The following is a 13,998-nucleotide window of genomic DNA, read 5'->3' as shown; positions in this document are numbered from 1 at the left end:
CGCCGTCGGCGCTATGGCCTACCACGCGGAACGCTCACTACCGCATCATCGGCACGGCAGTCACGAACTTGATCCCCTGCGGCCAGTGGCGGGCCCCAAGTAACTTGTCGATCGGCCGCCCCAAAAATGCGGCGACAGTCACACAGACGGACGACTTTCGGCGTGCCCGTTCGCCGACATTTGACCTCAACGTGGGAGGCTCGGCGTAAAAGCGACCGCGACAATAGTTGGGATATCGGGTCGTCGAAACACTTGCTTATTGCGCGTGCAGCGGCGCCCGCGTGAATGCGGCCCGCCCGGCCGCGGTAAGTACCGCCAATTGCCGCTCGCCCTGCGTCTGGATGCGAATCCAGTCCGGGCCTGGCTGGCCATCCAGGCTGGCATCGCCCAGCCAGGCCAGGGTGCGCAGCAAGACACTCATGCGCACGTTCAACAGCTTGCATAGCCGCGCCAGCGACACCCCATCGGGCGCGTCCGCCAGCGCGTGCAGCAGTTGCGCCGTCAGCGCCGGGTCAGCGGACAAGTACCGCCCCGATATCGCGCGGCGCCGCATCGGCGGCTTCGGCACGATGCGGCAGCACCACCACCGGAATCGACTTGGAGGTCGGCGTACGCGCTTCGTCGGCGAAGCTGGACAGCGGCACCAGCGCATTGGTTTCCGGGTAGTACGCCGCCAGGCAACCGCGCGGGATGTTGTAGTCCACCAGCAGGAAGCGCCGTGCCTCGCGGCGCACGCCGTCCTCGCACAGGCTTTCCAGATCCACCCAGTCGCCAGCCTTCATGTTCAACGCGGCGATATCGGCGCCATTGATGAACAACACGCGGCGCTCGCCGAACACGCCGCGGTAGCGGTCGTCCAGGCCGTAGATGGTGGTGTTGTACTGGTCGTGCGAGCGCGTGGTCGCCAGCGTGAACACCATTTGCTCGGCGCGGTTGCGGCGTGCGCGATGGATGGGGTTATCGGTGGGCACCGCATGCGGCTTGAATACCGCGCGTTGCTCGGGCGTGACCCAGGTGCGGTCGCGCGCGGTGTTGGACAGACGGAACCCGCCCGGCACGCGCACACGCTGGTTGAAGTCGGCGAAGTCGGGGAATACCTGCGCAATCAGATCACGAATGCGATCGTAGTCGCCCACCAGCCAGCGCCAGCGGATGGCGCTGCGTGCGCCCAGCGTGGCTTCGGCCATGCGCGCGACGATCGCCGGTTCGGACAGCAGATCCGGTGAAGCCGGCGGATTGATGCCAGCCGACAGGTGCACCATGCTCATCGAATCTTCCACCGTCACGCCCTGCGGCCCGGCGTCCTGGATATCGATTTCGGTGCGGCCCAGGCACGGCAGGATCAGCGCGTCGCGCCCATGCACCAGGTGGCTGCGATTGAGCTTGGTGGTGACATGCACGGTGAGTTCGCAGTTGCGCAGCGCGCGGTGCGTGGCCTCGGTATCCGGCGTGGCAGCGGCGAAGTTGCCACCCATCGCGAAGAACACCTTGCCGCGGCCATCCAGCATCGCCTCGATGGCGCCGACGGTATCGAAGCCGTCCGCGCGCGGCGGAGCGAAGCCGAACACCGACTGCAGCTTGTCCAGGAACGCCGCCGGCGGCTTCTCGTAGATCATCATCGTGCGGTCGCCCTGCACGTTGCTATGCCCGCGCACCGGGCACACGCCCGCGCCCGGGCGGCCGAGGTGGCCGCGCAGCAGCAGCAGGTTGGTGATCATGTGGATGGTCGACACCGAATGCTTGTGCTGGGTGATGCCCATGCCCCAACAGGCGATCACGCGCTCGGCCTTGAGATAGATCTCGCCGGCCTTGCGTAGCGCCGATTCTTCCAGCCCGGATTCCTCGACGATGGTGGCCCAGCTCTCGGCCTCGACGTCGGCGGCGAAGGCCTCGAAATTGGCGGTGTGCTCGGCGATGAAGTCCAGGTCCAGCAGCCGCGGCGCGCCATCGCGCTGAGCCTGCGCATCGCGCTCGAGCACGTGCTTGATGATGCCCTTGATCGCGGCCAGGTCGCCGCCGATCTTCAGCTGGAAATAATCCGAGGCGATGCGCGTGGAGCCGTTGTGCAGCATCTCCAGCTTGTCCTGCGGGTCGGCGAATTTTTCCAGCCCGCGCTCGCGCAAGGGGTTGAACGCGGCGATCGCCGCCCCGCGCTTGGACGCCTGGCGCAACTCGCCCAGCATGCGCGGATGATTGGTGCCCGGGTTCTGGCCGAAAATGAAGATCGCATCGGCGAGCTCGAAATCCTGCAGCGACACCGTGCCCTTGCCGACGCCGATCTGCGAGCGCAGCGCGGTGCCGGACGGTTCGTGGCACATGTTGGAACAGTCGGGAAAATTGTTGGTGCCGAACTCGCGCACGAACAGCTGATACAGGAACGCCGCCTCGTTGCTGGTGCGCCCGGAAGTGTAGAAGATCGCCTCGTCCGGGCTCGCCAGACCAGTGAGATGGCTGGCGATCTGCGCGAACGCCTCATCCCAGCCAATCGGCACATAGTGATCGCTGGCCGCGTCGTAGCGCATCGGCTCGGTCAACCGGCCCTGCCCTTCCAGCCAGTAGTCGCTGTACTGCGACAGCAGGCTGACGCTGTGACTGGCGAACAGTTCGCGCCCGGCACGACGTGCGGTCGACTCGGCCGCCACCGCCTTGGCACCGTTCTCGCAGAACTCGAAGGTGGAGGTGTGGTCGCGGTCCGGCCAGGCGCACCCCGGACAGTCGAAGCCATCGGGCTGGTTGGCATGCAGCAAGGTCTTGGCCCCCTGCACCGCGATGTCCTGCTCCATCAGGTGCTTGGCGACCGAGCGCAAGGCGCCCCAGCCACCGGCGGGATTGTCGTACTGCTTGATGGTCTTCTTGCTCATGCGGGTTCTCCCACGCCGACGCCTAATTGCAGGCGGTGCGGATGGCTGTAAACGACACAATCGTGATCGCGGGCGAACCCGATCAGGGTCAGGCCCGCACTCTCGGCCAGGCTGATGGCCAACGCGGTCGGCGCCGAGATCGCCGCCAACAGCGGAATCCGGGCCTGCGCGGCCTTCATGGCCATTTCGTAACTGGCGCGGCTGGTCACCACCGCAAAGCCGCTCGCCGCATCGACGCCGGCCCTGGACAGTGCGCCGATCAGCTTATCCAGCGCGTTGTGGCGGCCGACGTCCTCGCGCACCAGTTGCAACCGGCCACTGGCATCGGCCCAACCGGCCGCGTGCGCCGCGCCGGTCTGCGCGCCGATCGGTTGCTGGCGCTGCAAGGCCTGCATGGCCTGGGCCAGCGCAGCACTGTCGATGCACAGTGCCGATTGCAGCACCGGCGGCGTTCGCAGCACCGCTTCGATGGATTCGGTGCCGCACACACCGCAGCCGCTGCGGCCATCCAGGCTGCGGCGCCGCAGCGCCAGCATGTCCGCACGGTCGGGCGGGATCTGCAACTGCAGCGCCGCGCCTTCCAGGAAGGTGTCCACCGCCAGTACCTGCACCTCGTCGGCGTGCGTAACGATGCCTTCGCTGAGCGAAAAGCCGACGGCAAAGTCTTCGAGGTCTTCCGGCGTGGCCATCATCACCGCGAACGGCGCGCCGTTGTAACTGAATGCGACCGGCATTTCGGCCGCAACCAGGTCCTGCACCGTGGTGCTGCGACCGCCGCGATGGCGGCGGACCGTGCGCACCACACTACCGGGGCGCACGGCACGGGAGGACGGAGTGGTCATCTCACCTCAATGGAACAACACGAAGGCTTTGAGCAAGGTCACCCAGATGCCCCACAGCATCGGCACGCCAACGGCCAACCAGGCGAGCGCGACCAGGGCCGGATTGCCGCCATGGCCGATACGTGCCAATTGCTCCGGCGGCAACACCGCCTGGCCGCTGCGGTCCACCTTCTCGTGCGCCAGTTGCTTCTCGCGCGCCAGTTCTTCCGGCGACATGAAATGCTTCGGCGCCACCGGGCGAACAAGCAGATTGCAGATCAGACCAAGCAGCAGCATGCCGGCCAGGATGTACATCGTGGTGTTGTAGACCTGTGACGGCGGGCTGCCGTGCGCCAGCTGGTATTCGCGCATATAGCCCACCACCACCGGACCCAGGATGCCGGCGGTCGCCCAGGCGGTCAGCAGACGGCCGTGGATCGCGCCCACCATCTGGGTGCCGAACAGATCGGCCAGATAGGCCGGAATGGTGGCGAAGCCGCCGCCGTACATCGACAGGATGATGCAGAAGATGCCAACGAACAGCGCGATGCCACCGACGCTGCCGGCCGACGGAGCGGCCGCGTACAGGCAGATGCCGAGCAGGAAGAACAGCGTGTAGGTGTTCTTGCGGCCCAGCTTGTCGGACATGCTGGCCCAGAAGAAACGGCCGCCGATGTTGAACAGGCTCAGCAGGCCGGTGAAGCCGGCGGCGATCGCCGCGATGCTGGCCAGCTGGGTCGGATCGAGATTGGCAAAGCCGATGTCCACGCCGATCAGGCGGCCGCCGAACACCTCCTGCAACATCGGCGAGGCCATGCCGATCACACCGATACCGGCGGAGACGTTCAGGCACAGCACGCCCCACAGCAGCCAGAACTGCGGAATGCCCCAGACCTTTTTCACGTGCACGTGATTGGCGGTGATCATCGCGTTGGTGCTGGCGACCGGTGCCGTCCAGCCGGCGGGCGTCCAACCGCTCGGCGGGACGCGATAGCCAAACGCACCGGCCATCATGAAGACGAAATACAGCGCCGCCATCACCAGGAAGGTTTCCATCACGCCCACCGAGGTCGGGCTGGCGAAATGGCGCATCAGTGCATCGGCCAACGGGCTGCCGATCATCGCGCCGCCGCCGAAGCCCATGATGGCCATGCCGGTGGCCATGCCGCGCCGGTCGGGGAACCACTTGATGAGGGTCGAGACCGGCGAGATGTAGCCCAGTCCCAGGCCGATGCCGCCGATCACGCCCGAGCCCAGCCACAGCATCCAGATCTGGTGGAAATGGATACCGGCCGCCGAGATCACCAGGCCGCCGCACCAGCACAGCGCCGACACCACGCCGGCCTTGCGCGGGCCGGCACGTTCCAGCCAGCCGCCCCAGATCGCCGCCGAGCAACCCAGCAACACGAAGAACAGCGTGTACATCCATTGCAGTTCGCTGATCTTCCAATCGCAGGTGGCCGCCACCATGCGCGCGAACAGCCCCATCTCAGCTGGGCAGGCGATCGCCTCGGTAATGCCCAAGGCCTTGGACAACGGCAGCCAGAACACACTGAAGCCATAGGCCATGCCGATACATAAGTGGATCGCCAATGCCGCCGGCGGTACCAACCATCGATTGAATCCCGGACGCGCAACGATGCGCTCCTTGGACAGTAGACCGGCGTCGGCGCCGCTGACTGTCGCTGCGGTGGACCCTTGCGTCATTCCCCTTCCCCTCGTAACTGCGTCGAAATTGCGATTGATGACTGCGATCGATTGGAGCGTTGCGATCGAACAGCGACAGGCGCCAGACCCAAGCGACGGGTCGCCTGCCGCATCATCGACGATCGCAGGATCTTTGCAATGCGTCGCACTGCCAAGACTGCACCGGTACTGCCCGTCGACCGCGCCAAACGGACATCCAACTTTGGTTAGCGGCCAGCACCGCGACTAATTGACTAGTCCAAAGGTGTTAGAGACGACACCCGCAGCAGATGTGATCGCGCGCACGCCCGACGGGAGGCGTGGCCGCTGCCTTACAGTGGGCCGACCCGCGACGGAGGCCAACCGATGGATTCCCCCCTGATCGACGACGCCGACCTGGCCCTGCGCACGCCAGCCGACCTCGCCGCGTTCTGGATGCCGTTCACTGCCAACCGTCAGTACAAGGCGCGCCCGCGCCTGCTGGCGTCGGCCGCCGGCATGTATTACCGCGACGTCGACGGCCGGCAGATCCTCGACGGCACCGCCGGGCTGTGGTGCTGCAACGCCGGTCATAGCCACCCGCGTATCGTCGCCGCCATCCGTGCGCAGGCGGGTACGCTGGATTTCGCCCCGACCTTCCAGATGGGTTCCCCACTGCCGTTCGTGCTGGCGCAGCGCTTGGCGGAGCTGGCGCCGCCGGGCCTTGCGCATGTGTTCTTCACCAACTCCGGATCGGAAGCGGTCGATAGCGCGATGAAGATCGTGCTGGCGTACCACCGCCTGCGCGGCGATGGCCAGCGGACCCGCTTCATCGGCCGCGAGAAGGCCTATCACGGCGTTGGCTTCGGCGGCATGTCGATCGGCGGGCTGCCCAACAACCGCAAATGGTTCGGACCGCTGCTGCCCGGCAGCGACCACCTGCCGCATACCCTGGACCTGTCGCGCAACGCCTTCAGCCGCGGCCTGCCCGCACATGGCGCCGAGCTGGCCGACGACCTGGAACGGCTGATCGCCCTGCACGACGCCTCCACCATCGCGGCGGTGTTCGTCGAGCCGGTGTCCGGCTCGGCCGGGGTGATACTGCCGCCGCAGGGCTATCTGCAGCGGCTGCGCGCGATCTGCGACCGCCACGGCATCCTGCTGGTATTCGACGAAGTGATCACCGGCTTCGGTCGCCTCGGCGCGGCGTTTGCCGCGCAGCGCTTCGAGGTGACGCCGGACCTGATCACCGCCGCCAAGGGTCTGACCAGCGGCAGCGTGCCGATGGGCGCGGTCCTGGTGTCCGAGGCGATCCACGCTGCCTTCATGCAGGGCCCGGAGGCGGCGATCGAACTCTTCCACGGTTACACCTACTCCGGCCATCCGCTGGCCTGCGCCGCCGCGCTGGCCAGCCTGGAGGTCTATGCCGACGAGGCGCTGTTTTCCCGTGCGCTCGCGCTGGAGCAGACCTGGGAGGCGGCACTGCATGGCCTGCACGCCGCACCGCATGTCATCGACATCCGCAACATCGGCCTGGTCGGCGCCATCGAGCTGGCTCCGCGCGATGGGGCACCAGGCGCCCGCGGCTACGAGGTGCTCAGCCGCTGCTTCCATGAGCAAGGCCTGCTGGTGCGAGTCACCGGCGATGTCATCGCGCTGTCGCCGCCGTTGATCGTCAGCGCCGAGCAGATCGGGGAGATGGTCGCCGCGCTGGCACGGGTGCTGCGGCAGATCGCCTGAGCCGGCCGGCGCGCCCGCGCGTAGCGGCCGGCGCGGCTGCGGTCAAGGGCGCAAAGCGGGCGCCGGCTCACTACAATGCCGGCCCCGCTCTGCCCTGCCGTGGCCGCATGAACATCGTTGTCAAAGAAGAACTCAAGGCCTATATCGATCCGCTGACGCCCGACGAGCACGAGGCGCTGGAGCGCAGCCTGCTGGCCGAAGGCTGTCGCGACGCACTGGTGCTGTGGGGTGAGGTGCTGGTGGATGGCCACAATCGCTATGGCATCTGCCAGAAACACGGGCTGCCGTTCCAGACCGTGCAGAACCCGCGCTTCCAGTCGATGGACGACGTGCACCTGTGGATGATCGAGCAACACCTGGGCAGGCGCAGCGTATCGGACTTCCAGCGTGGCGTGCTGGCACTGCGCAAGCGCGAGATTCTGGCCGCGCGCCAGCGCAGCCAACGCCCGGTCGAGCCCGATGCGGCGCCGATCGATGCCAAGGACACCGACGCCGCGCCCGACCCGGCGATCACCGCCGCTCCCCACGATGACCAGGACAGCCCGCCGTGGGACGACACCCCCAGCCCGGTGAGCCGCGCGGAGCTGGCGCGCGAGGCGCGCCTGAGCAGCAACCAGGTGGTCATGATCGAGCGCATCCACAAACAGGCCGCACCGGAAGTGGTGCAGGCGGTCAAGGCTGGCGAGATCTCCATCAGCGCTGCAGCCGCGGTGGCCACGCTGTCGGAAGAAGAACAACGCGCAGCGGCGCAGGCCGGCAAGGCCGAGTTGAAGCAGGCCGCCAAGCGGGTGCGCGACGCCAAGCGCAAACCGAAGGCGGACGAGGCCGAGGGCGCCGATGCCGAGCGCCGCGATGTCAAGGCGCTGCAGCGCCGCGTGGCCGAACTGGAAAGCGAGAATGCCGCCCTGCAGGCCAAGCTGGCAACCTTGCAGGCGCAGTTGGAGCGCCTGCGCAGCTAGAGCGTGTTACGCGCATTGAAATGAGATGCGCTGGCCGTCAGCGGTGCGGAGCAGATGCCGGGTGGCACCGGCTTGGTGGCGGCAAGGCCAGCGGCGCGGCGCGCACTCCGTGCCGCTGGCGGGCAACCCTGCCGGACGCGTCCTGTGGCACCGAGACCGCCGCGTTGCGCGCCTTGCCCGGGCGGCCACACGCCTTGTCTGGACGCGCCCCAGGACGCTTCGCACTCACCTCAACGTACATAACGCGGTAGCGGCGGGGTCCGCCGCACGCCGGCCCTCGGCGTGCGCGCCAACCTGCCCAGGTTCGCCACGCTGTGCGGTGCGCTGCCATGACGCCAGCGCCCCTACGTGCAGGCGGCTCGACAGCCGCCGATGGGCCGACTGGGTACACTCGCTTGCATGGAACCACGCCTCGGCAAGACCCGTCCCATCGATCCGCGACGCGCCCAGCTGCGGCGCATGAAGGCCCTGGCGCTGGCGCTGCTGCTGGCCATGCTGGCCGGCTTCGTGATTAGCCACCTGATGGGCGAGCAAGGCGTCTGGGCCTGGGTATCGGCCTTCTGTGAGGCCGCCACCGTCGGTGCGCTGGCCGACTGGTTCGCGGTGGTGGCGCTGTTCCGCCACCCGATGGGCCTGCCGATCCCGCATACCGCCATCCTGCCGCGCGGGAAGGCGCGGCTGGCCGATGGCCTGGCCGTGTTCGTACGCGACCAGTTCCTGGCACCGGACGCCTTGATGGAAAAGCTGCGCGTCTTCGATCCGGCCAGCCGCCTGGGCGAGTGGCTGGCCAAACCGGAACAGGCACGCATGCTGTCGCAGATGGCACGCGGCTGGCTGCTGCAGGCCTTGAACCTGCTCGACGAGGAGGCAGTGCGCCGGGCCATCCAGCGCTTCGTGGTGGATCGCCTGCGCAAATGGAATGCTGCCGCCACCGTCGGCGAGGTGATGGCCTTGCTGACCACCGATGGCCGCCACCAGAAGCTGCTGGATGAGGTCCTGCTGCGGCTAGGCCATTGGCTGGGCGAAGAAAAGGTCAAGGCACGCGCCTCGGCCCTGATCGTGCGCTATGCCCGGCGCGAGTGGCCCAAGCTGGTCGGTACGGTCAATTGGGTCAAGCCGATCGAGGAGATCGGCGACAGCCTGGCCGACCGCATGGCACGCGCGGCGATCGACGAACTGCAGGACATCCTGACCACCCCCGAGCACCCGCTGCGACTCGACTACGAGGCCTGGTTGCAGGGCTACATCGTCCGCCTGCGCGATGCGCCCGACATGGCCGAGCGGGTGGAGCAGCTCAAGCAACGCGCCATCGACCACCCCGCCCTGCAGGAATACGTACAAGGCTTGTGGAGCGAAATCCGCGATGCGTTGCGCACCGATCTGGAGCGTGAGCAGTCCTCGCTGGCCGCCCATCTCGAGCGTTCGCTGCAATCGCTCGGCCATGCATTGTCGCAAGATCCCTCACTGCGCGAGGCACTCAACCAGCACATGTTGCAAGCCGCCGACAAATTGACCGCCCGTTTGCGCGCATCGGTCACCGAGCACATCGCCTCGACGGTGAAAAGTTGGGATGAGCGTCACCTGGTCGAACAGCTGGAGCTGGGCGTTGGTCGCGATCTGCAATACATTCGCTTCAACGGCACGCTGGTTGGCGGTTTGATTGGCGTGCTCCTACACGCGCTGTCGATCTGGTTGGCGTAGTAATGTCGGCGAGGCGGCAGTTCGGCTGACCTGCCGCTCCTGTGACGAGCTCGACTGCTCGGCGGACGCTGGACGCAGCCGATCGCGGTACCACCACGATGGTCACGCAACGGGCAAGGGCAAAGGAACAGGCATGCCGAACGGCCGATGGGATCTGCGCAAGACATATGGACGCCGCGCATTGGTCGGCGCGCTCCTGGTGCTGGTCATCGGCAGCATCGCGGCAGCGGTCGCCGTTTTGACGCTGCAGCAACACAATCTGGAAGAGCGCGAGCAACGCTTCGCGCGGGTGGTGCGCAATGTCGCCCGCAGCATCAGCGAGCGCATGTACACCTTCGAGCATGGTCTGCGCGGAACCCGCGGCGCACTGATCGGCGCCGGTAGCCAGGTCATCAGTCGGGAGCGTTTCACCCTGTACAGTCGCTCGCGCGACTACCAGCGCGAATTTCCCGGCGTGCTCGGCTATGGGTACATCCACCGGGTCCCGGTGGCCGACGAAGCGGCCTTCCTGCAGGCCGCTCGCGCAGACGGCGCCCCGGATATTCACCGCCGCGCGTTGGCGCCCTGGGATGGCGAGCGCTTCATCGTGCTGTATTTCGAGCCGGAGTCCTCCGGCAATCGCCCGCTTGGGCTCGACATCGCGTCCGAGCCGCGTCGTCGCCTGGCCGCCTTGCAGGCCGCCCGCACCGGCATGGCGACCATGACCTCGCCAGTCGCGCTGTCCGGCTACAAGATCCCCAGCGAGAGCGGCGTCCTGGTGCTGCTGCCGGTCTACCGCGAAGGCATGCCGTTACAGACGCCGCAGCAGCGCCTGGACGCCACCACCGGCTGGGCGTACGCGCCCTTGAGCATGGATCAGATGCTGGAAAGCACGCTGGGCGAGCGCGACGACCTGGCCATCCGCCTGGCCGACCGCGAAGAGCCTGGCCACACGTTCTACAGCAGTGGCGAACCCTCGCGCGATAGCCAACGTCGGCCGCCGGTCGTGCATGAGATGCCGATCTACGGCCGCACCTGGGTCATCACCGCCTATCCCACCGCCGCCTTCGTCGCCTCGCTCAATCAGACCTCGCCCTGGCTGGTGGGTGGCATCATCCTGGGTGGCGCGGTGCTGCTGGCGGCGCTGCTGGTGCTGTACTTCAGCAATGGCTTGCGGCGCGCGGAAGTCCTGCGCAAACAGATGGAACTGGCGGCGCTGGTGAGTCACTCCAGCGAAGCCATCGTCGCCGAGACCACCGACGGGCGCATCACCCACTGGAACCCGGCGGCAGAGAGCATGTTCGGGCATTCTGCCGAGGCAGCGATCGGCCAGAACCTGGCGACCCTGCTCGCTCCCCAGCCCTATGCGATGGCCGACGGCGATGACGATGCGATCGACGCGCATCCGGCCGCCAGTTCTGCCGCACAGATCATGCGTCACCGCGATGGCCACCAGGTCTACGTCCTCGCCAGCCAGGCCCCGATCATCGCCGACGACGGCGCCCTGGCCGGTCATTCGCACTTCTTCCGCGATATCTCCGAGCGGGTGCGCTCGCACCAGCGCATCGTCGAGCTCAATGCGTCGCTGGAGCATCAGGTCGCCGAACGCACCGAGGAACTGGTGAAGTTCTCGGTGCTGCAGCGGGCCATCCTCGCCCATGCCGGCTACGCCATCATCGCCACCGATTCGAATGGCTTCATCACTTTGTTCAATCCGGCGGCCGAAAAGCTGCTCGGCTATCGGGCCGAGGACGTGATCGGCCGCCGCAAGGCCAGCCAATTCCTGGAACCGGAGGAACTGCAGGAACGTGCGCTGCGCCTGTCCGAGCAGACCGGCACCCCGGTCGCTGCGTCACTGGAGGCAGTGGCTGCGCTCACCAGCCTCGGTCGCAGCGATATCACCGAATGGACCTACGTCGGCCACGATGGTCGACGCTTGCCGGTGCTGTTGACGCTGAGCACGCTGCGCGACGACAACGATCAGGTGATCGGCTACCTGGGCGTGGCGGTGGATCTGACCGAGCAGAAACTGCACGAGAAGCAATTGCGCCTGGCGATGGATGCCGCCAAGAGCGCCAATCAATCCAAGTCGGATTTCCTGGCCAACATGAGCCACGAGATCCGCACACCGATGAATGCCATCCTTGGCATGCTCTATCTGCTCCAGCGCAGCGAATTGCCTGGCGCTGCCAAGGACATGGTGGCCAAGATCGATCGCTCGGCACGCTCGCTGCTGGAGATCATCAACGACATCCTGGACTTCTCCAAGATCGAGGCCGGCCGCATCGACCTGGAACGTGCGCCGTTCGACCTCAACCAGCTGTTCGACAGCATCGCCGACCTGATGCGTTCCTCGCTGAGCGCCAAACCGGTGGAAATGATCGTCGAGCCGCTGCCGCGCGACTGCCGCTGGCTGCTCGGCGACGCGCTGCGGATCAACCAGGTCCTGGTCAATCTGGTCGGCAACGCGATCAAGTTCACCGAACAGGGCGAAGTGGTGCTGTCGGTGCGGCGCTTCCCCAGCGGCGACCCCAACCGCTTCAAGCTGCTGTTCTCGGTGCGCGACAGCGGCATCGGCATTTCCAAGGAAAAACAGAGCCTGATCTTCTCGCCGTTCCTGCAGGCCGACACCTCGACCAGCCGACGCTACGGCGGCAGCGGCCTGGGATTGACCATCAGCCGGCGCCTGGTCGAGCTGATGGGCGGCGAACTCGAAGTGGAGAGCGTGCCCGGCCGCGGCAGCGAGTTCTATTTCGTCATCACCCTCGAACGCTGCGACCCACCCCGCACCCAGAGCGAGACGCCGGCACTGCCGCCGGAGTCGATGCCGAAGGTGCTGATCGCCGACGACCACGAAGCCGCACTCAATGCGCTGGTGCGCATCGCCAGCGAACTGGGCTGGCAGGTGGACGCGGTGAGCAGCGGACAGGCCGCGTTGACAGCCATCGAACAGGCCAGCGAACCCTACGACATCTTCTTGCTCGACTGGCGCATGCCCGACATCGATGGCGTGGCGATCGCACGCCAGATTCGCGCACGCGCCACACCCGGCCCACATCCGGTCATCGTGATGGTCACCGCCTACGAGCGGCGCCTGCTGGAGCAGCACTCGCTGCAGCAGGACCTGGACGCGGTGATGACCAAGCCGGTCACCACCGCGGCCTTGCAGCGGCTGGTCGAGCACTTGGTCGACGAACGCTCGGCCACGCGCGCCGCGCTGCCGGCACCCACGGCACGACGACTGGAAGGCGCACAGTTGCTGCTGGTGGACGACAGCGAAATCAACTGCGAGGTCGCCCAGCGCATTCTCGAAGGCGAAGGCGCGACGGTGGCCATCGCCCACGACGGCGAACAAGCGGTCGACATCCTGAAGCGCACGCCAGATCTGTTCCAACTGGTGCTGATGGACGTGCAGATGCCGGTGGTGGACGGCTACGAGGCCACTCGCCGACTGCGGCAGATTCCTGCCCTCGCCGCGCTGCCGGTGATCGCCCTGACGGCTGGCGCCTTCCGCCCGCAGCAGGAGAAAGCGCTCGAGGCCGGCATGAATGGCTTTATCGCCAAGCCGTTCAATGTCGAGGAGCTGGTGACCGCGATCCGGCACTTCCTGGCGCCCGGCAAGCGGCAGCTGTCGCTGCCCTCCGACGAGATCGATGCCGATGCCGGTCCGGAGTGGCAGCATGCCGATCCGGATCTGCTCGATGCGGCGCGCGCGCGCAGCCTGTGGCGCGAACGCGCACCCTATGAGCGCTATCTGCTCAAACTATTGCGCGACCATGCGGATCTCACCGCGACCACCAACGCGCACCTGCAGCGCAGCGAGCTGGCCGCGATCGGCGCGATGGCGCACAAGTTGCGCGGCGCGGCCGGTTCCCTCGCCTTGCCCGCGTTGGCGGGGGCGGCCGGCGAACTGGAAGCCTGCATCGACCAGGGGACGGACCTGGCGCCCGCACTGGAAGCGCTGAAAGAGACCCTGCAGCGGACCGACGCGGCCATCCATGCCTTCCTGCAGCATCGCCCGCCTGCGGAGACGCAGGCCGACGACGCGACGGCACTGGATGCGGACACGCTGGAGATCCTGCAAGCGGCGCTGGAAAGCGACGATGCCGACAAGATCGACCACGCCCTGCTGATCTGCGAACCCCGCCTGCCCGCGGCGCTGCATGAGCAATTGCAGCGCGCGATCGAGGATTTCGATTTCCGCCACGCCGAGACGCTGCTGCGCGATTGGCAATCGCGCCATCGCAGCTGATCCGCTCTACCGGCCTTCGC

The 13,998-nt window shown here is 66.9% G+C and carries 8 protein-coding genes; 4 read left to right on the top strand and 4 right to left on the bottom strand.

The genetic code is table 11. From position 1 onward, the window contains the following. Nucleotides 1–256: 256 nt before the first annotated feature. Genes CKY51_RS16415 through CKY51_RS16400 form a run of 4 tightly spaced genes read right to left on the bottom strand, consistent with a single transcriptional unit; the run spans nucleotide 257 to nucleotide 5,389 of the window. Nucleotides 257–523, bottom strand: a complete 267-nt coding sequence (locus CKY51_RS16415; RefSeq protein WP_022974717.1) for a hypothetical protein — start codon at nucleotides 521–523, stop codon at nucleotides 257–259. Next, entirely contained in the window at nucleotides 513–2,861 is a 2,349-nt protein-coding gene (locus CKY51_RS16410) for an FdhF/YdeP family oxidoreductase (protein ID WP_022974718.1), read from the bottom strand. Before CKY51_RS16410 ends, CKY51_RS16415 begins: the two co-directional genes overlap by 11 nt. Further along, nucleotides 2,858–3,703 (bottom strand): formate dehydrogenase accessory sulfurtransferase FdhD, encoded by an 846-nt coding sequence (fdhD, locus tag CKY51_RS16405; RefSeq protein ID WP_031341065.1) that lies wholly within the window; start codon nucleotides 3,701–3,703, stop codon nucleotides 2,858–2,860. The genes CKY51_RS16410 and fdhD overlap by 4 nt, the downstream gene beginning before the upstream one ends. A 6-nt stretch (nucleotides 3,704–3,709) precedes the next feature. Beyond that, entirely contained in the window at nucleotides 3,710–5,389 is a 1,680-nt protein-coding gene (locus tag CKY51_RS16400) for an OFA family MFS transporter (RefSeq protein WP_152249509.1), read from the bottom strand. A 345-nt stretch (nucleotides 5,390–5,734) separates the two neighbouring features. Between CKY51_RS16400 and aptA the strand changes: the two genes are divergently transcribed. The 4 genes from aptA to CKY51_RS16375 all read left to right on the top strand — a co-directional run bounded on the left by aptA (nucleotide 5,735) and on the right by CKY51_RS16375 (nucleotide 13,978). Beyond that, nucleotides 5,735–7,087 carry an omega-aminotransferase AptA gene (gene aptA / locus CKY51_RS16395; RefSeq protein ID WP_022974721.1) on the top strand — a complete coding sequence of 451 codons (1,353 nt, stop codon included), beginning with the start codon at nucleotides 5,735–5,737 and terminating at the stop codon, nucleotides 7,085–7,087. Nucleotides 7,088–7,194: 107 nt separating this feature from the next. After that, entirely contained in the window at nucleotides 7,195–8,046 is an 852-nt protein-coding gene (locus CKY51_RS16390) for a hypothetical protein (protein WP_022974722.1), read from the top strand. A gap of 399 nt (nucleotides 8,047–8,445) precedes the next feature. Beyond that, nucleotides 8,446–9,747, top strand: a complete 1,302-nt coding sequence (locus CKY51_RS16380) for a DUF445 domain-containing protein (protein WP_022974723.1) — start codon at nucleotides 8,446–8,448, stop codon at nucleotides 9,745–9,747. A 133-nt stretch (nucleotides 9,748–9,880) separates the two neighbouring features. Further along, on the top strand, nucleotides 9,881–13,978 hold the full coding sequence (locus CKY51_RS16375; RefSeq protein WP_152249508.1) for a CHASE domain-containing hybrid sensor histidine kinase/response regulator: 4,098 nt from the start codon (nucleotides 9,881–9,883) through the stop codon (nucleotides 13,976–13,978). Nucleotides 13,979–13,998: the final 20 nt, after the last annotated feature.

The organism is Xanthomonas maliensis, from assembly GCF_009192945.1.
Lineage (GTDB): Bacteria > Pseudomonadota > Gammaproteobacteria > Xanthomonadales > Xanthomonadaceae > Xanthomonas > Xanthomonas maliensis.
The sequence above is the reverse complement of the archived record's forward strand: the minus strand, read 5'-3'. Positions and strand labels throughout refer to the sequence as shown.